Below are 21,162 nucleotides of genomic sequence, written 5' to 3'. Positions count from 1 at the left end.
GAGTGCCCACAGTGGGCCTTGCACAGGGGCGGGAACCTCGAGCGCGGCGCTCAGGACGCGCTCACAGATCGCTCGGACCAGGTTAGTTCGGTACCTCGATGTCCAGTTCCTGCGACTTCCCGCTGCCCGCATTGAAGCTGACAATCTTCACGCCTGGAGGAACGAGGAACAGGTATCCGAACCGCGTGTTCTCGGGGCCGGCCTTTGTCATTAGGCTGTGGGTGACCTTCGTCGGCTTCTTCAGGCAGCGTTCGGGAACCTCGGCGTTCGGGTAGTACTGGATCTCGATCTTGAAGGTGCCCTCGATTTCAACGGCGGCATATTGCCCGATGGCGAAGTAGGCGTTGCCTTCCGTGTCCGTGATCTGGATCTGCGCCGTCACGCGGTTGGCGAACCCGATGGCGCGGGAGTACATATTGCTCTGCTTGAGAACTTCCGCACCGATCTGGACCATTCGCTTGTCCTCGGGCACAGAGAATTTCTCGACCCGATCGCTCGGCTCCAGCACATACGGCTTTGGCTCGTACCAGAATTGACAATCATCACCACCGAGCTTGCCCTGGAACAGGTGCTTTGCAATCACAGGGTCATTCTTTTCAAGGGGGATCGGAATGTCATCCGACACCCCGGTGCGTTCTTCAATTGCATCGGCGACGTGAAGGGCTCCTCCGGGCGCTGCGCCAACGAGCTTATTCTCCTGCCGCTTGACTTTGCCCTGCTTGCCGCCCTGACCAAGGGGACGTGACGCATACGACGGCGGCTCCTTCAATAGCTTCTTGCCCGTCAAATCGAAGCGACCACCGCGCTTGAACTCCAGATACCACGGCTGGAAGTCCTGAGGCACTTCGAACGCGACATCAAACTTGAAACTGTCGCCATCCGACACGACGTTCGTGAACTTGTCTCCGAGGATGAAGTCCGTGAGCGGCCCAAACAGGCAGAGCCGCTTTCGCTGATCCGTCGTCACTGCCGTCGGTCCGAGCTTGCGGTGCGTATAAAGGTCGGTCATGCCGCAGGCCATGTAGACCGATGGCGGGCCGCCAACGCCATCCTGTCGCGGCGGGCCAACCAGCCTGAATTGCGGAACACGGAATCGGATTTCCCCATTCGACTTTTCGCCGGAAGCGCCTTTGTTGATCGACACATTGCAGATGAGGAAGGTCGTGTTGGCTCCCTCGGGGCCATGGGACGCATAGTTGCGGACCAGCGTGTTGTCTTCCACTCCGTGCGTGGGTTTGTCGATCTCACTTGCTTGCCACATGGCATTGACTTTGATGTCGCCGGGTTTGACGAAGATGCGCTCTTCGCTCGCCGGAACCGCGCGGGACGAATAAAGTGACTGAATGTAGTTCGGCTTCGATTCCGAGAATCGCACGTCGCCCCCGAAACGATCGTTGGACAAGGCCGACACCAGCCAGCAGACAAATTCGTCCGGTCGAACAACACCCAGACTGTGTTTTCGCGTGCGGCCATTGGCATCGACCGAATAGCGTTCAAAGCCGAACATCGCGGAACCGATCGGAAACATCTGGATCGCTGTCAATGTGCTCCCGATGATGATCATCCCTGCGAAGAATCCTGCCACAGCCGCGCCAGCGCGATCGACGGCGGGAGGAAACGTGACGGTCCCGTGAATCAATTTATCCGTTGCTGTGCGCATGATCCCCAGGGCGGCAAGGAAGATGACCATGAAGCTGACTGGCTGCTCGATTCCGGGGCCGCCGAGCGAACCGTCAGCCATTCCGGCGACCGGTTCGAAGAAGCCGAAAGCCAGCATGCAGGCAATCACCGACTCAAAGAACATGATCAGCGCGCTGAAGAAGCCCTGATAGGTCCAGAAGGCTCCAACCAGTACGACCATGAGAAACACGACGAGAGAAAAAAGCATCGCAGTCACCCAGTAATTTCAAATGAGGCGTGGGGCCATGCCCCGGATTGACGATGCCGCAGCAGCGGCCGAATCCGCCACCTCAGGCTTCCTTGGTTACGCGGAGGATTTCGGCAATCGCCGTCTGGCCCTCATACACTTTGTGCAAGCCGACTTCCTGGAGGTAAAGCATGCCGCGTTTGCGAGCCTCCGCCTTGATGCTTGGCAGCGGCGCGCCTTGCGCAACCATGTTGCGGATTTCCTGATCCGGCACGAACAACTCGATGATCGCCGTCCGTCCGATGTATCCCGATCCCTGGCAGGCCGGACAGAGTATCGGATTACCTTGTTTATCGACCTCGATCTCGTCGGGATTGGGCGGCTTGTAAAATGGGCGATTCTCATTCTCAGCCAGGTTGGCCTTCTTCAGCAGGTTCGGGTCCGGCTTGTAGGCGCGTCGACATTGCGCACAGAGTACGCGCGCCAGACGCTGGCTGGTAATCGCGATGAGGCTTGATGCGGCGAGGGCGTTGTCGTTGACGCTTTGCAGGTATCGCCGCAGTGCCACGAATGTGTCGCTCGCGTTCATGCCCAGATAGACTTTTTTGCCCTGGCGGCCTGCTGCCGCCGCAAGGGCCGCCGTCTCCGCATCGGGAGTGTCGCCCGCCATGACGATGTCCGGCTCGGTCCGAAGGATCGATCGGAATCGACGACCGAAGCTGACCGTGCCGTCTGAGCTGTCGTAGACGTGTTGAGTGATGTTCTCGAGGTCCATTGATTTGGACAATTCGAGCGAGTGGATGTTCTGCATGAAGGCGTCGTGCGAGCGGAGGATCGCGTAAAGGCTGCTCGTAACACCGCTGCCGCGGGGGCCGCTTACGATGACGACACCCTTGGGCTGTTGAATCGCTTCCTCAAATACGGGCAGTTGCGCCTTGGTGAACCCCAGATCAGGAATCCGGAATTTCGCTTCCTCTGAGAACATCTTGAGGAGCATTCGCTCGCCCGCGGTGCTGCCCGACGTTTTCACATCGACATCCACCGTCCGCTCCGCGCCGGCTCCAGCGCCGATGGTCGCCTTGAACTTGCCCTGTTGCGGGCGACGATGTTCCTCAACATTGAGCCCCGAGATGCGCTTCAGATGGCCGATGACGCGCGGCGCGGTTTCCGGGTCGAGCGGATCCCGCGTGCGATCGACTCCGTCGATTTTGTACATGATCTTGAGCGGCTCGTTGGGAATCATGTCAATCAGCACATCGCTCGCACGCCGCCAGATTGAGTCGAACAGCAGGTCCTGCGTCGCCTGGTACGCCGCGTGCTCAGTCGGATCCGTCGGCCAGGCCGGCTGCTTACCGTCCGGTCCTTTGATGCGCGTGCGGTCTTTGCCGCTGAGGGCCTCCTCCGTGCTCTCTTTCGATCGCCCCGAGGCGATTCGCTTGATGTGCGCGGATGTCAAAACGGTCTTGGCCGGAGCCACGCGGCGATTCCGAAACACGACATATGAAATAGCCGCCGGACCGAACGTCACGGCGAAGATCAGGATGCCGACAAAGTAAAGAGGAATGACCAGCCAGAGCACGAGGCCGAGCACGCCCGAAAAAAAGATCGCTGGCACCCAGAACCCCAGTGGGACCCGGAGCAGGCGCAAGTCTTTATCCGACCACGCCGCCGTGTGCGCCCAGAGGACGACGCACAACGCGTAGATGATGATCTTCCAGATCGCGAAATAGCCCCCCTCGTCGGTCGGCAGCGCCGCGAGCAAGGGCGAAACGAGTCGGTCAGGGACAAATTGGTCTGTCATTAGCGTTTTTCGGTTTCAGGTCTGGTGCTCGGTTTCGGTCGGCTTGAATCGAATGATTGTAAGGAATGACCGCCGAGATTGGAACGGCAAAAGGCGATTGCAGGCTTCAACCCTGGCGGACTGGTTTTCGGGCGTTGTGCGGTCCCGCCGGGGCGGACGCCCTGACACTGGCTAGGCCATTCCCGATACCCGGTCGACCTCCTGAAAAGTGGTTTTACCTTCCATCACATACCGAAATCCGCACTCGGTCAGCGTTTCAAACATCCACTCTCCGGCGGCCTTGCGAATATCGGAAATGGTCGGTCTGGTGAGAATCACGTCGCGGAGCTGTGGATTGAACATCAGCATTTCAAAAAGCGCCGTCCGGCCGCGATAGCCGACGTTCATGCACTTCTTGCAACCCACGGCGTCGTAGAAATGGCCATACTGCCGGCCTTCGATTTTCATCGCGCGGATCATGGCCGCGTCGGGCTTGAAGGGACGCTTGCAGTTGTCGCAGAGGGTCCGCACCAGCCGCTGTGAAATACACATCGTGACCGCGCTGGCGATCAGGAACGGCTCGACGCCCAGATCGAGCAGGCGAAAGATCGTTCCCACGGTGTCACGGGCATGGATCGTCGTCAGGACGAGATGACCGGTCGTGGCGGCCTGCATCGCCATCTTGGCCGTCTCCTGGTCACGAATTTCGCCGACGAGAATGACGTCCGGGTCCTGGCGCAGGACTGAGCTGAGCACCGAAGAGAAGGTGAGGTTGTGACGTGGGTCGATCGATATTTGCGTCGTATTCGCGAGTTCGTATTCGACCGGGTCCTCGATTGTGATGATATTGCGCGTCTCGGCGTTAATGCCCTTGAGGGCCGTATACAGCGTCGTGGTTTTCCCGCTGCCGGTCGGACCGGCGAGAATGACCATGCCCGAGTCCTGCGACGTGACGCGCTCCATCTCCATCACGGCCCGCTCTGTCATGCCCAGACCGCTGAAATGATCGGGAACAGTGCCCTTATCAAGGAAACGAAGCGCAAGTTTTTGCCCGTGAACCGTCGGAGTCATGTTCACGCGAAAATCGACCCGGCGCGACGCAAGATCCACCGAAAAGTTGCCTTCTTGCACGATCTGTTTTTTGGAGATGTCAGCCTCGCACAGCACCTTGATGACATTGAGCACCCCGACGCCCATCCGGGATGACATCTGCCCGACCGTGTGCATTTGACCGTCAATTCGGAAACGCACGCTGATCGTGGCACCTTTCGGCTCGATGTGAATGTCCGTTGCCCGGGTGCGAAATGCCACAAACAGCAACTGCCGAAGCGCTTCGACCGATTCGCCGACGCTCTCATCGCCGGACCGGCTCTTGACCTGTAATTCCTGGCCGCGTCGGCTTAGAAGGCGGAAGTCCTTGGCTGTGTCCGGCGATCCGGGCGGACGCGGCACATTCGCGACGGCCAGCATCATGGGCGCAAGCTGTTTTGATAGGGGGCCGGCCGCGAGTGCCCGTGCGGCGAGTGTGGTGGCGACGGTATTGTCCCCCGGGGCCGGTGAAGGCAGTTCCTCGGGCGAGTCCTCGACCACCACCGCCGTGGGCACCTTCCTGCCCTTTTTGCCGACGACTTCGTCGGGAAGCAGGCGCAGGCGGGTCTTGCCGATGCGGATGATATCGCCGAAATCAACCGAGGCCTCGATGATCCGATTGTCGCCGACCCAGGTTCCGTTCGAGCTCTTCAGGTCTTTGATGCGGAAGTTGCCGCCTTCAACCTCAAGTATGCAGTGCTGGCGCGATGCGAGCTTCTCGTTGAGGACGACATCGTTTCCGGCGTCGCGGCCAATTCGGAGCGTCGGCCCGTTGAACGGGACTATCTGCGATTCGGTTTCAGTGAGTATCTCAATTCGTGGCATGCTTGCAGCGATCCCCGACCCTCACCTCAACTGGTCGCGCGTTCGAGGTTGCACCACAAATGCGCCCGGTGCTGGCAGGCTCCGGCGATCGCAAAAAATGCGACGCGCCGAAAATGTCGTCGCGCAGGCCCGGCGCTCATCCCAGAATCATGCCCGCGCCCGTTCGGATGCCCTTGAGCCGCATCTTGAGCTCGTCCGGGCTCGGGGCGACTTCCATTGCCAACTTGACATCCACGTATTCCTGCTGAACGAGCTGGTACAGCGCCTCCGTGAAGTCCTGCATTCCGTCATGAATTGACGATTTGAGGACCGCGGCAATTTCAAAGTCGCGACCTTCGGCAATCAGCTTTCGAATGACCGCATTTACGATCATGATTTCACAGCATGGAATGCGCGATCGCTGCGGATGGATGCTTGGCAGCAGCTTCTGACAGATCACGGCCTTCAGGTTGAAGGTCAACGACTGTCGGATCAGTCCGCGCGCCTCTTCCGGAAAGAGGTCGAGAATGCGGGTAATGGTCTGAGAGGCGCTGGACGCGTGAATGGTTCCCAGCACGAGGTGGCCCGTTTCCGAGGCGTGCATGGCCGCTTCAAACGTTTCGCGGTCTCGCATTTCACCGACGAGCACGACGTCCGGATCTTCGCGCATGAGGTACTTCAGTGCGGCATGGAAATCCTGGACGTCGATGCCGATTTCGCGTTGATTGATAAACGCCTTTTTGTCTTCAAAGATGTACTCGATCGGGTCTTCGACAGTCACGATGTGACACGCGCGATTCTCGTTGATCTCGTTTAACAGCGCTGCAATCGTCGTGGACTTGCCGGAGCCGGTAATGCCGGCAAGCAGGATCAGGCCCTGATGCAGTTTGGCCAGCGAGCGAAGTGTGGGCGGAACACCCAGTTCCTCGAACGTGCGGATGTTTTTGGTAACCCGGCGTGCCGCCACCGACGTCATCCCTCGCTGTCGAAAGACGTTGACGCGAAAGCGGTCCAGTCCCGGCACCTGGTGGGCAAAGTCGAGCGCACCGTGCTCGAAGAAATATTTTTTCTGGCGCTCGCTGATGACCTCGAAGATCAGGTCGTCGATATCGTCGCTCGATAGCGGCGGTTCCTGCGCCAGGCGGATATCGCCGCCGAGCCGGAATCGCGGTGGAGAATTGGCCTTCAGGTGAAGGTCGCTCGCTTCGAGCTTGCAGCACGCCTTGAAAAGGCGGTTGATCTGCGGATTCTTCGGCTTCTGTATATTGTCCTGAGTATGAACTTCATGAATGTCAACCGGATTCGGGTCGTTGGCTGAATGAAGTTCCCCTTCCATTTCGACGGACATGACGAGACCTCTTCTATACGGATCATGAAGCGCCGGTATGCGTCCGGCTGCTGTGCGGGAGGGTTCAAAAGTTGATTATGAACCACCGACGATTGAAATCGCGATGGGTTCTAACCGTCGCTTTCGAAGTAACCAACTTCATTCTAAGGCCTGAGAGGCGCGAATCAAGGAGCGGCGTGGGGCGATAATCTGCGAAAGGCGATTTTTCCGTTGCCCATGCGCCGCCCGGAATCAAAGCGAATGAAGCAGCTCCTCCATTTCACTCTTCGAGTGATATTCGCCCAACTCCTCCGCCTTCGCGATGCCGATTTCCAGCGCTCCTCGGGCCGCTTCCAGATCGCCCTTGCTCACCAGTGTCTTGCCCCTGTGAAAATAGGCGGCGATGTAACCCGGATCGAGATGAATGGTCTTTTCGAATTGGGCGAGGCTTTCTTCCCAGCGCCGGCCTTTGGCCAGTTCCATCGCCAGGCCGAAATTGAGAAATGCGTCGTTCGGTTCTTTGGCAAGCAGGGCTTGCAGCTTTTCCATCCGCTCGGTGTTCATAATTATCCACGCACCCCGCGCCTGCCCAGTCGAAGAGGGAATCGGCTACCTCCGCCGATTCATCTGCCGCTGACGCCGGGGCGCAGCTTCGACAGCGGCCATCGGAATTGCCACAATATAGCCGATGATCGCAATTATCGCAGTCTGGACCGCTCTCGGCGCGATGGTGACGACTTGCGTCGTCCTCCTGGTACCCACTCGCAACAGCTTCGATACCGAAGCCGTCATCACGCTGTTGCCGTATACCATCGCGTTTTCCGCCACGCTGGCGGCGGCCGTTCTATGGTCTCTCCGCAAATGCCGGGCCGACGAACCTGGCGTGGCGGGACAAAGGTTGCAGGCGATTGCGTCGCTTGCCATAAACAGCCTGACTTTTGCGATTCTGCTGTTCGCTCTTCAGGACTTTCAATTCGCCGTCGTCGGGCTGGTCGTGGAGTTCGGATTCCTGTATGTCTGCTATTGGGGCTACACGCGCGTGCTGGTGCCCGACAAACGCTGATCTCCTGGCGCATCAGGGCCGGCGTCGTTGCTCCGGCGCTGATTCACTATAATCCGGAAATCGGCCCGGATTTTGCTCGGCGGAACCGGGCATTCCGGAACCGCGGTGAACCGCACCGAAGCCGGACTCTAACTATGCAGACCGAATCGGAATCAAGCCCTGTATCGACCGTTGCCGTGACGATTAATCTGAACGGGACGTCGTTTACTCTGCCATCGCCGGCGTCGATCGGGAGCCTCGTTGCAATTCGATCGCCAAGGCCGCCGTTCGCGGTGGAATTGAACAAGCGGCTCGTACGCCGCCCACAATACGAATCAACGCCGCTTGTCGATGGCGACGTCGTCGAAATTGTTACGCTGGTCGGTGGCGGCTGAACCGCTCCCGCGTATTCGTTTCCGTAGGCCACTTGGGCAGTATGACGAAGGTATTCCAGATGGATCCCATCCCCCTGAAGATCGGCACCCAGTCCTTTCGCTCCCGCCTATTCGTCGGAACCGGCAAGTACGCGACCTATGAGATCATGCGCGAATGCCTTGAAGCCAGCCGATGCGAGGTTGTTACGGTGGCCGTCCGCAGGGAGCGACTGTTTGACGCTCAGAACCGCAGCCTGCTCGATTTCATTGATACGTCGCGTTACACCATTCTTCCCAACACCGCCGGCTGCTTTACGGCGGATGATGCCATTCGTGTTGCACGCCTCGGCCGCGACATTCTCGAACAACTGAACAATCCCGGCGCCGCATGGGTAAAGCTCGAAGTTCTCCACGACAGGAAGACGCTCCTTCCCGATCCGGTCGCCACGCTGCAGGCCACGAAAGAGCTCGTGAAAGACGGATTCCAGGTGCTCGTCTATTCCAGCGATGATCCGGCCTCCGCCTGCCGGCTCAAGGAGGCCGGCGCAACCAGCGTCATGCCCGCTGGCAGCCCGATCGGAAGCGGGCAGGGCGTGCTGAATCCCAATGCAATTCGCATCATCCTGGAAATGCTCAAGGAGGGCGATCCGGATTATCCGGTAATCGTCGATGCGGGTGTCGGCACGGCCAGCGACGTTACAATTGCGATGGAGCTGGGCGCTGACGGCGTTCTGCTCAATACGGGCATCGCTCACGCGAAAGATGCCGTCGCGATGGCACGCGCAATGGCTTATGCCCTGGATGCGGGCTACCTCGCGCATCGGGCCGGTCGCATCCCCAGAAAGCTCTACGCCACGGCCAGTTCGCCCGTCGAAGGGACAATCGTTTACTAGACAGCCGCGATGAAATTCCGCCCCGTTTCGGCGCCCCGCCGGCGCTGCTGCTGAGCCGTCTGCACGGAAAACGGCCGTCGGCGCCGCGGCACCGGATCGAAGGTCAGCGCCGATCGATGAAACACGACCGGGCCGGTCTACCCGCCGCCGTTTGGCGGCTGGTCGTTGTAGGCGTGTACGATCTTGGTGACGAGCCGGTGGCGCACGATGTCGGCGTGGGTCAGCCGCAGAACCGAAATGCCTTCGATGCCCGAGAGTCTTCGCACGGCATCGGCCAGGCCGCTGCGCTGCTTGCCGTCAAGATCGGACTGGCTCTCATCACCGGTGATGGTCATCTTACTGTGATGGCCCAGCCGCGTAAGGAACATGAGCATCTGTTGCGGAGTCGCGTTCTGTGCTTCGTCTAGGATGATTACTGCGTTGTTAAGCGTTCGGCCCCGCATGTACGCCAGTGGACAGACTTCGATCACATCGTTCGCGACAAATCGCTTGATTTGGTCGAAGTCCATCATGTCATGCATCGCGTCAAAGAGCGGACGCAAATAGGGATTCACTTTCGCCTGCATGTCGCCGGGCAGATAGCCGAGCTTCTCGCCAGCCTCCACGGCTGGCCTCGCCAGAACGATGCGCTTGATCTTGCCCGCCTTCAGCAGGCCCAACGCCACGGCTACCGCCAGATAGGTCTTGCCCGTGCCCGCCGGTCCTACGCACACGCAGAGATCGTTCTCCAACATGGCCCGGACATATTCCTTCTGGCCCTCAGTCCGAGGCTTGACCGCGGCGGTCCGACGAAACACCTCGATCAGGTCGGCAGAGTCTCCAGGTTCGACGGACGTCCGTGCCAGCACGTCGCCCACGTCGTCCATCGTCAGATGAGATTGAGACTTCAGGCGCGATTGCAACTCTTCAAAGACCGATGCGGCCTTTCCGACGGCCGCTGCATCGCCCGATATTTTCAGATTGGGCCCACGTGCAAAGACGCGCACGCCGAGAACTTCGCGGACCGCACGGAGGTTGCAGTCGCCGGGACCGAGTATCTGCATGTGATCGTCGTGGTTGCCGCTTAATGTAATCGTGATTTCGGAGATGTCTGGCACCCTCATTTCAAGTTGCATCGGCCGAAGCGGCAATCGGTGCGAAACCTCTGACCCTCGGCCCTTGCGGAATCGTCGCTTCAAGCACTCCCTCGCTTTTCCGCCGAACCTCGAACGTTTTGTCAGCGCTCAGGCTCGAGATAGAACAGTTCGGCTTCGAGGCATTTTAATCATCGAACGGGCGTGAATCCTGATTGATCGACGCCCCGGACTACCTCCGATTTCCCGGAATACGTGACCTGCGGCCGGTTCTTATCAGACGTCCCCTGGCATCATATCAGGATCCAGTACGCAAAAGGAGCCGTCACCAACGGAGAATCGATAATGTCCAGTACGCCACCAAATGCCGGCACCGCCGAGGCGGAATCCTTCGCTCTGGCTTCCCGCTTGAATAGCGACTCCAGCAGATCCCCCGCGTGACCCACCAGCGCCATTGTCACACCGAAAAGGACGGCCATACCCGACGAAGGCAGTTGCGCCGCCAGCGGCGAACCCGGTTCGGCCAGTGCACGAACGATGGTCGGAACGGCCACCGCCACGACGACGCTGAACGTCACGCCGCCCGCAAGCCCTTCCACGGTTTTCTTCGGACTCAGCCATTCAATCAGCTTCGTTCGGCCCGCCATCCGGCCTGTGAAATAGGCGCCGATGTCGCAACTCTTTACGACGCCGACATAGTAAAGCAGGAGCCAGGCGCCGCCCGATGGCGCGAACATCCGGATGCGTACCAGGAACGATGCAAGCAGGCCCACATAAAGGATAATTAACAGTGTGGAACCGATGGTGTCGGTCGCGCCTTCGACCCGTTTGCGAGCCGCCACCAGTACGGCCGCGCCGATGAAGGTTGTCACGATCGCCGCCAGGGTCATTCTGCCATCGAAGCCGGAGGCGTCGAGGCGAGGCAAGGCGGAATCGGTGCTGTTAGCCGCGATAAATGGAATCGCGATGAAAAGCACGCACATCAGAACCGGCCATCGCGAGAGCGGGTCTCGGCCGGCCGCCCGGACGAGCATGACCATCTCCCGCACGCCAAGTATCGCGAGCGCCAGGATGACGCCGACGACAAGCATGCCGTCCAGTCTGATCAATCCGATTCGTCGAAGGAATTCCGGAGGATCCGGTGCGAGCTGCCCGTCGAAATAAATGAGCGCGAGCAGCGCCGCGATGAGTATTGAGCCGTAGAGCAGGCGTTGCTGCATTCGAAGTTCCGGGGCCGAAGTTCGCGTTCGAGGCGCTGAGCGTCCCGACTCGTCGTGCCTGTGTCCGGCCGCGGGAGCCACACAAGCGGGTGTCGCCAGGCCTAATTGCCTTCCTTCAGAAGCCTTTCGATGCTGAAACTCGTCCAATCGGAGTCAGTCGCCAGCCTTTGACCGCGGCAAATGGCGACGCGCAGTGTCCGGCGATTCGGCTCAAAGATCACCGAATGATAAGTTAGCAAGCCACCCGTTTTTCCCGCGGGGGCGACCGACGCCAGACCGAGAATTCGACCTGCTTCGGCCGCGTCAAGCGGCTTGCCCGCCTTCGATCGATCGGTCAGGGAGTCGTTCAGTTTCTGATACCGCGTGCATCGTTCTGCCGGCAGCCGCTTTCGGTAATGATTGGTGCATACATCAAAGCACCGATCGTCCGCCATGCGTTTGTTTGACTTGGCCGAACCGCCGCCATTCAGCATTTCCGTGCGTCTGACCACCACGCCGCCGTCAATTCCGCGACGGCCGTCATACTCAAACACCATGAACGGCGGAGCATCGGTGCCTTCGACGTATGGCACGCCCACGGGGATATTATTTCCGACCGCGACGCTGTGCGCCTTCAACACCGTCATGATATCGCGCTCTGCCGTTGCCGGGCGGGCTTTCTCGATTGCTTCACGGAGTATCAGCGATCGGGGCGTGAAGCCCATCGGCTGATCAGGCGCTCCGGCGTAGACATCGTGCATCGAAACGGTGACGCCATACTCGTTCATCCCCGTGTAGCATCCAATGGCTCCCGGCCAGGTCACTCCGACCCATCCCGCGCGGCCGCTGTCGGAATCGGGCGCCTGCACCACGAGAATCTGATTGGCAGCCATCTCAGGGATGTAGAACCAGTCCAGGTTGCGTGCCACGATCGTGTCGCCGGTTTTCGTCATCGGACCCCACGTCGCGAACGAGGAGCAGCCGAAGCCGGCCGAATCCGCGATGCAGTTCATCGCGATAATGTCCTCCGGCGTCAGGTTGCGTCCGAGCGACTTGATCTCCATGTTGCCGCCGGACGATTCGCGGACGCCGTCGTAAATTCCCTGCATCTCGTCGCGGTACGCCTGCCCGAACGTCATGAGCAACCCGATGCGAGAGACGTTCTGCTCATAGCCTTGCGGTCCGCCGCTCAAGCGCTCGGTCTTCACAAACGCATTGAGCAGTTTGATGATCTCATTGCCGAACTTTCGGCCGTGGGCCAGCCCGCGATCATGTGGCCCGCCGGAAAGATGAAGAACGCGCAATGCGCCATCGCCTGTCGCGCGCCCGTCCGGCCTTGGCTTGCCTTTCGGTTTGTCGGCTAGCGAACCCGCCGGAAGCATCAGCCCCAAAGCCATCGCGCCGGTGACGACTGCGATGAAATGACGATGGCGTTTTCTCATATGCGCTCCATTCCGTGCTGACTTGGTATCAAACAGGCCATTATAGCGGGAGATCGAATTGCTTCATGCTGATTCACGCGCCTGTTGTCTGATCCGCCATCGCCTCGCGAAGTCGATCGGTCCGCCCGGTGATGTGGTTGAAGATTCTCATTGCGACCAGCGCGACGCCACCGATTGCCGCGAAGGTGTACCAGATATAATGGGCGCTTGCGTAGGCGCTCGGAAGTTCGCTGCCGGTTTCGATCGCGGATTTCCATTGGGCATGGGCAAGCGGATTCGTCGCAGCCAGTTTTGCGGGGTCCGGGCAGAAGGCGTCAAGCAGGTAGCCCGACATGATGAATCCCACCAGCCACGAAACCGCCACCGGCAGATTCTGGAATCCCATGTAGAGTCCTTCTTCTCCGCGGGGCGCCTGCCTCGAGGCATACTCCATGAACTTCGGAGAAAGGAAACACTCGGCGAATCCCTGAAGCGCGATGCCGATGATCACCATCATCGTGAGCGGGTGCAGTGTGAAAAGTCCCAACACCGATACCGAATTACCTGTCTGCGCCTGCAATAGCGGCGTCATGGCAACGGTCAGTGCCGAAAGCGGTATGATTGTAAGCGCGATCCCGATGGACGTTTCGGGCTTGAAGTTTCGAACGAACTGGGTAATCGGCATGACAAATAACACGACAACGAAGGGATTCACATTCGCGAGCCATTCGGGCTTCGCGCTGTCACCAAGCAGACGGATCATGTACTTCGGCATCGACGCATAGAGCTGGCCTTGTATCAGCCAGAAGCCGGCAACGATGAGAATCAGCACCATGAATCGACCGTTTCTCAAAACGCGAAGAAACCCCTCAATCACCTCGCTGAGTGTCTTTCCGGTGCCTTCCGAATCGGGATTGCGATAGGCAAGGGCGACGAGCAGCAGGGCGATGACCGCCATGGTCGCCGCATAGTAATTGATGTAAACCAGACCCAGTTCGAGGCGACCGTACCACGGCAGATCAAACCCGGTGCGCAGCGGCGCGGCAATCGTTTTACCGCCAAACGCACCGATGTTGACCATGAAGTAGAAAATCGAGAACGCGCGTGCACGGTGGAGTTGGTCGGAACATTTCGCCGCCGTACCAAGTATGACAGGCTTGACGATCGCACCGCCGCCGGCGATCAGCGCCAGCGCGAACGCCGCCGCAATTTTGTTCGGCAGCGCGCCCAGCAGGGCGTACCCGCATGCAAGCGAAACAAACGCCGCAATCAGTGAAATGCGAAAGCCGATCTTGTCGGCGATGGTTCCCATGAATGGCGGCAGCAGATACAGCGCGAATGAAAAAACCGCGGTCACCCATCCGGACGAAACATCAGTGAAGCCGACCACATTGGTCAGATACATTGAAAGGGCGATGAACATTCCGTAGAACGCGGCCCGCTCGAAGAGCTCGGCGATGTTTGCCACCCAGAATGTCGCCGGAAACCGCCAACTGAGCTTCAGGGTCTCAGCGCCGGTGGTCGTTTGTTCGGCCGGTTGGGGCATCGCCATGTTTCAGTCACTCCAAAGCTGGATTTCGATTGCTGACGCGCCGGCAGTTCGATGCGCGTCGCGGCATGGTCGCAGTGTGTGCCGTACACCACCGCCCTGCGACCAGTCTATTCAGAATGGCCGGAAGGCGTAGGGGTAACGGAAGATCTCGCCCTCGTTCGATCGTATTGCCGCGACGACGCATGAATACAGATTCAACAGCACCAGGACGAAGAGTCCGAGGATCGACACGCTGCCGACGCGGGCGATCGGCAGAATATTCAGACTCGCGACGAACATCACCATCACAGTGAACGAGAACTGAAAATTCAGAGCTTCCCGTGCGCTGGCCCCAACGAACTCGCCCAGTTCTTTCCGCTTGATCTGCCAGATCAGAAGCGGTCCGATGATGTTGCCGAACGGCGGCATGAGAAACGCCAGACCCGCCAGATGAGCGAGCATCGCCCAATTGCGCTGTTGTTGCGTCGGTCCGAGCGGCGAGGGTGCGTCCATGTCGCTAGTCTAGCCGACCCGCGCGCGGCGACAATGGCCGGTCGGCGATGCGCCAGGCGCATCCCTTCGCTTTTAGCGGCCTCGTGGCGTACCGCACTCCGCGGCATCGAGGTATCATCGACCTGTATTGAGAACGTCAGGAGTCCGCCGCCATGTCTGAACCGCTGCGATTCAAGCTAGTTGACGCATTTACAAGCTCTTCCTACGCCGGAAATGTCGCCGGCGTCGTCTTTGACGCCGATGCGCTGACCGATCGTCAGATGCAGTTGATTGCCGCCGAATTCAATGCCAGCGAGACGACCTTCATTCTCAATCCCACCGTTCGAGACGCAGCTCTTCGCTTTCGCTGGTTTACACCCGGGTGCGAGGTAAATTTCTGCGGCCATGCGACAATCGGGGCCTTTCACGCCGTGATCGAGGACGGGCACTTCGCAGGCGCCTTCGATGAACCGGGCACCATCATCCCGATTGAAACGCGCAGCGGCATCGTCACGCTGCGACTGGAAAGATCCCGCGATCCGGCTCAGGTCGTTACGATCTGGTTCGACGCGCCGCATAACGAACCAAAAAAGACACCAGTCAATTTATCCCCGCTCCTGCCGCACCTGGGGATCACGATGGATCTCGTCGATCCACGCTTCAAGCCGATCCGAACCCACGATGACGATATCATCTTCGCAATCACCTCGCTCCCCGTGCTGCTTCAGATGCAGCCGTCAATGAGCGGACTGATCGAGTATTGCCGGCGTGCGGGCGGGTTGCGCGGAATCTTCATAACCTGCTTCGAGACCCTGTCCGCCGCAGTGGCGGCCCAGTCGCGATTTTTCGCGCCGAATGCCGGCGTCGACGAAGACCCCGTCACAGGCAGCGCACATGGTCCGTTTGGTCTGCAACTGGTCCAATGCGGCATCGTGCCCACGATCGACGGGCGCGCGGATTTTCTCTGTGCACAAGGCAAGTCCGGCGGACGCGCCGGCCTGGTGCGAGTCGTCGTCAGTGAGGAGCCGGGCGAAGACGGTGCCATTCAGCGAAAGGTTCGCATCGGTGGCAACTGCGTCACCACGGCTTCCGGCATCCTGAATCGGCTGCCGGCGGATCCCGCATCGGGCCGCCTTTACAAAGGCTGCTGATCGCAAACGACTTCAGCCTGTCCCCTGCCGTCGGTATGGCTCCCCGCTTCTCAGGATTTTCCCCGTGCGGAAATAAGCACACGGGCACACAATAATCCTCCGATCAGTTCGCCATGACCGGCCGAGGCCGATTGAGGAATCCATCATGTCCGATCCTGTTCAGTTGCTCGCATTCGCAGGAAGCACGCGCACGCAGTCGCTCAACAAAAAGCTGGTGAAGATCGCCGCGGAAGGCGCTCGAAAAGCCGGCGCGGTCGTCACGGTGGCCGACCTTCGAGACTTCGCAATGCCCCTGTTCGACGAGGACCTGGAATCGCGAGAAGGTCCGCCCCCGTGCGCCACTCAGTTGAAGAAACTGATGATCGCATCCGATGGGTTCATCATCTCATCGCCGGAGTACAACAGTTCGATCAGCGCCGTGCTGAAGAATGCGATCGACTGGGTTTCCCGCGCGGCAGCCGGAGAGCGGCCGTTGGCGGCCTTCAGCGGAAAAACAGCAGTCCTGATGGCGGCATCGCCCGGCGCGCTCGGAGGGCTTCGCGGCCTGGTCCACCTTCGAGCGATACTCGGCAATCTCAACATGATCGTCTTGCCCGAGCAGCGTGCCATACCGACGGCACATCAGGCGTTTGAAGGCGATGGACGCTTGAAAGATGCAACGCTTCATGAATCAGTCGAAGCATTGGGACACCGCCTTGCGTTCGTGACTCGGAAGCTGAAAGCCGTCTAGATATGTCCGTTGATTTTTCACCAGGCAGGCGGAAAATGGCGCGGGCGACCATCGATCCTCTGAAGGAGGTCGGCGTCGCCCACGCTGCGCTGCTTTTTCCCCAATCCGGAAAGCGCCGGGAACCGTGCGTCCCTCCGCCCGCTCCGACCCACCGCGCTGGACGGTGCGGTCGGCTCTTCGGTTCTGTTCCGAGATCGGCTCAAACCGCGGCGTCATTGAGGCGAAGTTCGTGCAACGCCGCTTATGATGACTTAGCTTTTTCCCGATGCTGCATTCCAGATCCATCGAAACACGCCGTTGTTCACCAGCCCTTTTTCGGACCGCTCCGTAATGTGCGGCGCACCCGGCTCAATAGGAGGATAATGCGCTTCGCATTGAGGCCGCCGCGAAACCGATGAATTCGCAAGACCGGCTGGCGCAGCCTGCCGACGTGTGCGGCCGAGGCCCGTCGATTATCATGGTCTCGCGTTCATCCCGAAGGGTTTCGGGACGAACTCGACGAACTGGAGACTTCCGTGAGATACTCACATTCCTTCTCGCGTGTTCGCGACACGGCGATGGCTTTCGGACTGATCCTGGGCTGCATCGCATTCTCGGCCTGCGATCTGTTCTCGATGCTGCCGATCGTCAATCCTCCGAGTAATACCGGCTCATCCTTTGCGACGGCGAAGCTGGTCTCATATGGTGCCAACGATGTGTCCGAATTCAGCGGCACGATCGGTTCGCAGGTCGCCGATGTGTATGACCTCGGGCCGATGGCCGTCGGCGATCGAATTCGAGTCACCGTGGATGCGGCATCAGGCAGTCTTCTCGATCCGACGATCGCGATCTTCGATCAGGACAAGGAACTGTGGTCGATCAACGACGATGTCGATTTCGACGCAAACAACTTCAATTCCGCCATTGATGATGTCGTCACCGTCGCGGGCGATCAGTTCTATCTCGCGATCACAAAATACTTCCAGTCCACGCGCGGCGGCAGCTACAACGTCCGCGTGCAGATCACTCGCGGCGGCGTGGTGACCCTGCCGGCCGTTCAGACCCTGCTCCTGAACTTTGCCGGCGGACCGGTGACCATCGCGGGCGATGGGTCGTATAACCTCAAGGTCTTCGATGCCGCCGACATCGATGATGCGTACGCCGGCGAAACCGCCGCGATCAAACAGATCATCATTGATACCGTCAAGGACAACTTCGCGGCCACCGGACTCGAAATTGTCACCAGCGATGAGAATCCCATGCTCACGCCGGGTACGTTCAGCGCGATTCACTTCGGAGCCTATAGCGGAACGAAATTCGGAATTGCCGATGATGTCGATGTCGGCAACCGGGATCGGTGCGACGACGGCATTGTCTTCATCGAACGGTTCGACGACCCCTTCGCCCAACGGCCCACCGTGACGGGAATCGGCATTGCAATCGGAAACGTCGCGGCCCACGAGGCGGGGCACCTGCTCGGACTCAATCATGTCTCGGACGTGACGGCGCTCATGGATAACACCGGATCGGCCAGCACGCTGCTCGAAGACCAGAATTTCAAAACGGCTCCGCTCAGCCGATCGATCTTCCCGTTCGGCGATCAGAACGATCTCAAGCTGCTGGAGAGGGTTGTTCCCATGCCCTGATTCGGGCACACGGATCCCGATTCAAATCGGTGGTTGTGGTTCCCAGCGCGAACCGAAGTCTCCGGCCGATTATCTGAATCGCCCGCGATACCGTTCCGACGGATATTTCGCCGCGTTCTTCACCATCTTCTCTCGCACCGCATCGTTCACGTCGATTCCTAGTGCATTGGCGAATGATAGCGCGTAACACAGAATGTCAGCGAGTTCTTCGCGAACCTCTTGCATGACCACCGGATCATCGGTCGGGCGACTCGATCCGCCACCCTCTGTCCATTGAAAGTGCTCCATCAGCTCCGCGGCCTCGATCGCAATCGACATCGAGAGATTTTTGGGCGTATGGAATTGCGACCAGTCACGCTCGTTGACGAATTCTTGAATGAGCCGCTTCAGGTCGGCTATTGTCGCCGTCTCGTCTGTCATGGTTTGCCTCCGTGAGTTCGGCGCGACGCAATTCCGGCGACGGATTGCCGCATCGCCGCCGCCGCGCGATGCGGCAGCACTTGATCTCCGCAATCGGTCATGCGCCCGCCGCTGACCGGACCGGATCGTACCCTCACGGGCTGTCGGATTCGACTGGGTTAGCGCTTTTGGGCATGCACGACGAGATTGTCCCCCAGCAAAGAAGGGTGCAGGCGATACCCGCGCCGCCAGAGCCGGTCGGCCGTGGCGGCCGCGGTGTCCAGCGTCGTGGGAGGAGCGGTCCGCAAGTCCGCCCATGCGCCAATTCGGCTCATGCGATCGAGCAGGGCGCCCGTTCGCCAGGCCAGCGCATCGGGCATCGCCCCGATCAGTCCCCGAAGCTCGGGTCGCGCGGACGGCGCCGCATATCGGCAGTGAGTGTAAGATGTCGTCCGCGTGACATCCATTCCACATCGCGCGAGCATCGCGCCAAGCGACCTTCCATCAAAGAGATTGACGTGAAACGGGTTGATGCCGATCCATCGTGATCGCGCCACCCGCCGCCACCATCCGCCCCAGTTCGGCGTATCGATGCACACGACGCCATTCGGAGCGAGGCAGCTGTGAACATTCAAAAGGAATCTCGCCGGATCGCCCACGTGCTCCAGCACGTCGCCCAGAAACACGACATCGAATCGCGGCAGAACCGAAAGATACTGCGACAACTGACCGGCCAGCGCATCAATGCTAAACGTCGAAACCGCGCGACTCACCGCCTCGGCCGAGACATCAATTCCCGTCACGCGCCAGCCGCGACGCTTTGCAAGCGCCGCCAGATGCCCCAGCGCGCAGCCCACGTCCAGAAGCCGCTTCGGTGATCGACGCTCAAGCCCTCGAAGATGGATGCAATACTGTTGCACGGCTCGTGCCCATCGGCGCGCATTGTCCTCCTTGAAGACGTAGTAGTTGTGACCGTAGTGAGCGGCCAGCTTTGCCGTGGACTCGCGGGGATGCTGCTGCACCAGTCCGCAACCGCCGCATCGATGCAGATCGAATGGAAGCGTTCCGCCGTTGCGTCGCAGGGCCGGGCGACCTGGCGACTGCATCAACCCGCAGCCAACGCACTGCATCGGCGGGGATACGATGGAAGCATCGGCGGCTGGATGAGTCGGAACGGCGAGAGCCATTCTGACTTATCGGCGGAAACGTTCGCACGCCTGCAATTTCTGCCGGTTGGTCATGCGGAATTTGCGCGATAAGCGAAGGATCACGAATTCAGACGGGTGGATCGTGGCAATTCAGGCCGTGTACCGCGTGGAATCTCCGCCGCCTCGGTCTTCGGGGTCATCGGACGGCGCGTCGGCGTGATGCTCGTCCTCGTCATCCTCGAATGTTTCGAGCGGCCCCACCAGGATCGGGGGCAGCGCGACCTCATCCGACCGCTGGACCGTTTCGCTCCGGCCGCGAAGCCGCAGCATCGCCATATTGAATGGCCCGGACAGAGCGTACGCCGAAGTCACGATCCACAAGGTGATATGAAACTGAACGACGAATCCGATCAGCACCGACATCGAAAGTGCGACGACCTGCCAGAACGGTCGACGGCTGCGCAGGACGGCATTGACCAGGTGCGGATAACGGAACGGGCTGACCATCAGCAAGCCAAGCAGTAGGGCATAAGCGGGCATCGCACGGCCCAGCACATGAGCAAACTCCGGCAGCTTCAAATCGGGCAGAAGGCCCTGATGGCAGATCACCAGGCCGATCACCGCGCCTGCCGCTCCGGGAGTCGGCAGACCGCGAAACTCCATGTGAGCCGATTCGTCTTCCTCGTTCTCAACGTTGAATCGCGCCAGGCGCAGCGCCGCGCAGCACACGTACACCGCAGCCATCACCCATTCCAGACGCCAGTACACCCGGTCGATGAACGACAGATCATTCATATCCACGAAGGTGGCGGGCTGCGAGATGCTCAGCACCATCAACGCCGGCGCGACGCCGAAACTGACCACGTCAGCCAGCGAGTCGAGCTGCGCCCCGAATTCCGTCGTCTTCCGCGCCAGACGCGCGAGGCGCCCGTCGATGCCATCGAAGCACATCGCCAGGATCAGCAGGAATCCCGCCGCCGCCACAAAAGACGGCGAAATCGCCGCCAGTTTTGCACCGCCGATCGGCGGATCGACAATTTTCATGGCGACCGCCTGCGAATGAAGCAGGCAAAGGTAGATCGCGCCCAGGCCGCAACTCAGATTGCCGAGCGTGGCGAGCGACGGCAACACACCGATCGTCTTCAGAACGCGCTCTCGGCGGCGAACTCGTCGGGCCGCGGGATCATGATGTTTGCGGAGTCTCATGGGATTGGGTG

At 59.8% G+C, this 21,162-nt stretch carries 19 protein-coding genes; 6 read left to right on the top strand and 13 right to left on the bottom strand.

From position 1 onward, the window contains the following. Positions 1–82: 82 nt before the first annotated feature. The 5 genes from KF841_02445 to KF841_02425 all read right to left on the bottom strand — a co-directional run bounded on the left by KF841_02445 (position 83) and on the right by KF841_02425 (position 7,431). A complete protein-coding gene (locus KF841_02445) occupies positions 83–1,888 on the bottom strand; it encodes a CvpA family protein (protein MBX3394206.1) in 1,806 nt (601 codons plus the stop codon). A gap of 82 nt (positions 1,889–1,970) precedes the next feature. Beyond that, the gene (tadA, locus tag KF841_02440) at positions 1,971–3,668 is read right to left on the bottom strand and encodes a Flp pilus assembly complex ATPase component TadA (protein ID MBX3394205.1); all 1,698 of its coding nucleotides are present in this window, start codon (positions 3,666–3,668) and stop codon (positions 1,971–1,973) included. Positions 3,669–3,839: 171 nt separating this feature from the next. Further along, positions 3,840–5,561, bottom strand: coding sequence for a Flp pilus assembly complex ATPase component TadA (gene tadA / locus KF841_02435; GenBank protein MBX3394204.1), 1,722 nt, complete (start codon positions 5,559–5,561; stop codon positions 3,840–3,842). A gap of 136 nt (positions 5,562–5,697) precedes the next feature. Then, positions 5,698–6,876 (bottom strand): PilT/PilU family type 4a pilus ATPase, encoded by a 1,179-nt coding sequence (locus KF841_02430; protein MBX3394203.1) that lies wholly within the window; start codon positions 6,874–6,876, stop codon positions 5,698–5,700. Positions 6,877–7,119: 243 nt separating this feature from the next. Further along, positions 7,120–7,431, bottom strand: coding sequence for a hypothetical protein (locus tag KF841_02425; GenBank protein ID MBX3394202.1), 312 nt, complete (start codon positions 7,429–7,431; stop codon positions 7,120–7,122). A 124-nt stretch (positions 7,432–7,555) separates the two neighbouring features. Here KF841_02425 and KF841_02420 point away from each other — a divergent pair, with 124 nt between their 5' ends. From KF841_02420 to KF841_02410, 3 genes are all read left to right on the top strand, one after another. Continuing rightward, the gene (locus KF841_02420) at positions 7,556–7,930 is read left to right on the top strand and encodes a hypothetical protein (GenBank protein ID MBX3394201.1); all 375 of its coding nucleotides are present in this window, start codon (positions 7,556–7,558) and stop codon (positions 7,928–7,930) included. A 134-nt stretch (positions 7,931–8,064) separates the two neighbouring features. Continuing rightward, positions 8,065–8,304 carry a sulfur carrier protein ThiS gene (gene thiS, locus KF841_02415; GenBank protein ID MBX3394200.1) on the top strand — a complete coding sequence of 80 codons (240 nt, stop codon included), beginning with the start codon at positions 8,065–8,067 and terminating at the stop codon, positions 8,302–8,304. A gap of 59 nt (positions 8,305–8,363) precedes the next feature. After that, positions 8,364–9,176: a thiazole synthase gene (locus KF841_02410; protein MBX3394199.1), complete on the top strand. Its 813-nt coding sequence runs from the start codon at positions 8,364–8,366 to the stop codon at positions 9,174–9,176. A gap of 137 nt (positions 9,177–9,313) precedes the next feature. Here KF841_02410 and KF841_02405 read toward each other — a convergent pair whose 3' ends face one another. The 5 genes from KF841_02405 to KF841_02385 all read right to left on the bottom strand — a co-directional run bounded on the left by KF841_02405 (position 9,314) and on the right by KF841_02385 (position 14,913). After that, positions 9,314–10,279 carry a PhoH family protein gene (locus tag KF841_02405; GenBank protein MBX3394198.1) on the bottom strand — a complete coding sequence of 322 codons (966 nt, stop codon included), beginning with the start codon at positions 10,277–10,279 and terminating at the stop codon, positions 9,314–9,316. 263 nt (positions 10,280–10,542) lie between these two features. Then, positions 10,543–11,469, bottom strand: a complete 927-nt coding sequence (locus KF841_02400; GenBank protein ID MBX3394197.1) for a phosphatidate cytidylyltransferase — start codon at positions 11,467–11,469, stop codon at positions 10,543–10,545. Between the two features lie 101 nt (positions 11,470–11,570). Beyond that, positions 11,571–12,890 (bottom strand): hypothetical protein, encoded by a 1,320-nt coding sequence (locus KF841_02395; GenBank protein MBX3394196.1) that lies wholly within the window; start codon positions 12,888–12,890, stop codon positions 11,571–11,573. A 73-nt stretch (positions 12,891–12,963) separates the two neighbouring features. Continuing rightward, positions 12,964–14,415: an MFS transporter gene (locus tag KF841_02390; protein MBX3394195.1), complete on the bottom strand. Its 1,452-nt coding sequence runs from the start codon at positions 14,413–14,415 to the stop codon at positions 12,964–12,966. A 117-nt stretch (positions 14,416–14,532) separates the two neighbouring features. After that, complete coding sequence (locus KF841_02385) at positions 14,533–14,913, bottom strand: DUF4870 domain-containing protein (protein MBX3394194.1); 381 nt, start codon at positions 14,911–14,913, stop codon at positions 14,533–14,535. 152 nt (positions 14,914–15,065) lie between these two features. On the opposite strand from KF841_02385, the gene KF841_02380 reads away from it, so the two are divergent. From KF841_02380 to KF841_02370, 3 genes are all read left to right on the top strand, one after another. Next, positions 15,066–16,043: a PhzF family phenazine biosynthesis protein gene (locus KF841_02380; protein MBX3394193.1), complete on the top strand. Its 978-nt coding sequence runs from the start codon at positions 15,066–15,068 to the stop codon at positions 16,041–16,043. A gap of 145 nt (positions 16,044–16,188) precedes the next feature. Continuing rightward, positions 16,189–16,773 carry an NAD(P)H-dependent oxidoreductase gene (locus KF841_02375; GenBank protein ID MBX3394192.1) on the top strand — a complete coding sequence of 195 codons (585 nt, stop codon included), beginning with the start codon at positions 16,189–16,191 and terminating at the stop codon, positions 16,771–16,773. Positions 16,774–17,288: 515 nt separating this feature from the next. Further along, a complete protein-coding gene (locus KF841_02370) occupies positions 17,289–18,398 on the top strand; it encodes a matrixin family metalloprotease (protein MBX3394191.1) in 1,110 nt (369 codons plus the stop codon). Between the two features lie 69 nt (positions 18,399–18,467). Here the strand turns inward: KF841_02370 and KF841_02365 are convergent, their stop codons facing one another. The 3 genes from KF841_02365 to KF841_02355 form a co-directional block, all read right to left on the bottom strand. Continuing rightward, entirely contained in the window at positions 18,468–18,818 is a 351-nt protein-coding gene (locus KF841_02365) for a nucleotide pyrophosphohydrolase (protein MBX3394190.1), read from the bottom strand. A 158-nt stretch (positions 18,819–18,976) separates the two neighbouring features. Then, positions 18,977–19,984 carry a class I SAM-dependent methyltransferase gene (locus KF841_02360; GenBank protein MBX3394189.1) on the bottom strand — a complete coding sequence of 336 codons (1,008 nt, stop codon included), beginning with the start codon at positions 19,982–19,984 and terminating at the stop codon, positions 18,977–18,979. 111 nt (positions 19,985–20,095) lie between these two features. Next, positions 20,096–21,151, bottom strand: coding sequence for a phosphatidylcholine/phosphatidylserine synthase (locus KF841_02355; protein ID MBX3394188.1), 1,056 nt, complete (start codon positions 21,149–21,151; stop codon positions 20,096–20,098). Positions 21,152–21,162 lie beyond the last annotated feature (11 nt).

Source organism: Phycisphaerae bacterium (genome assembly GCA_019636475.1).
Lineage (GTDB): Bacteria > Planctomycetota > Phycisphaerae > UBA1845 > UTPLA1 > JADJRI01.
Note: the sequence above shows the minus strand (reverse complement) of the source record. Positions and strands in the feature narration are given on the sequence as shown.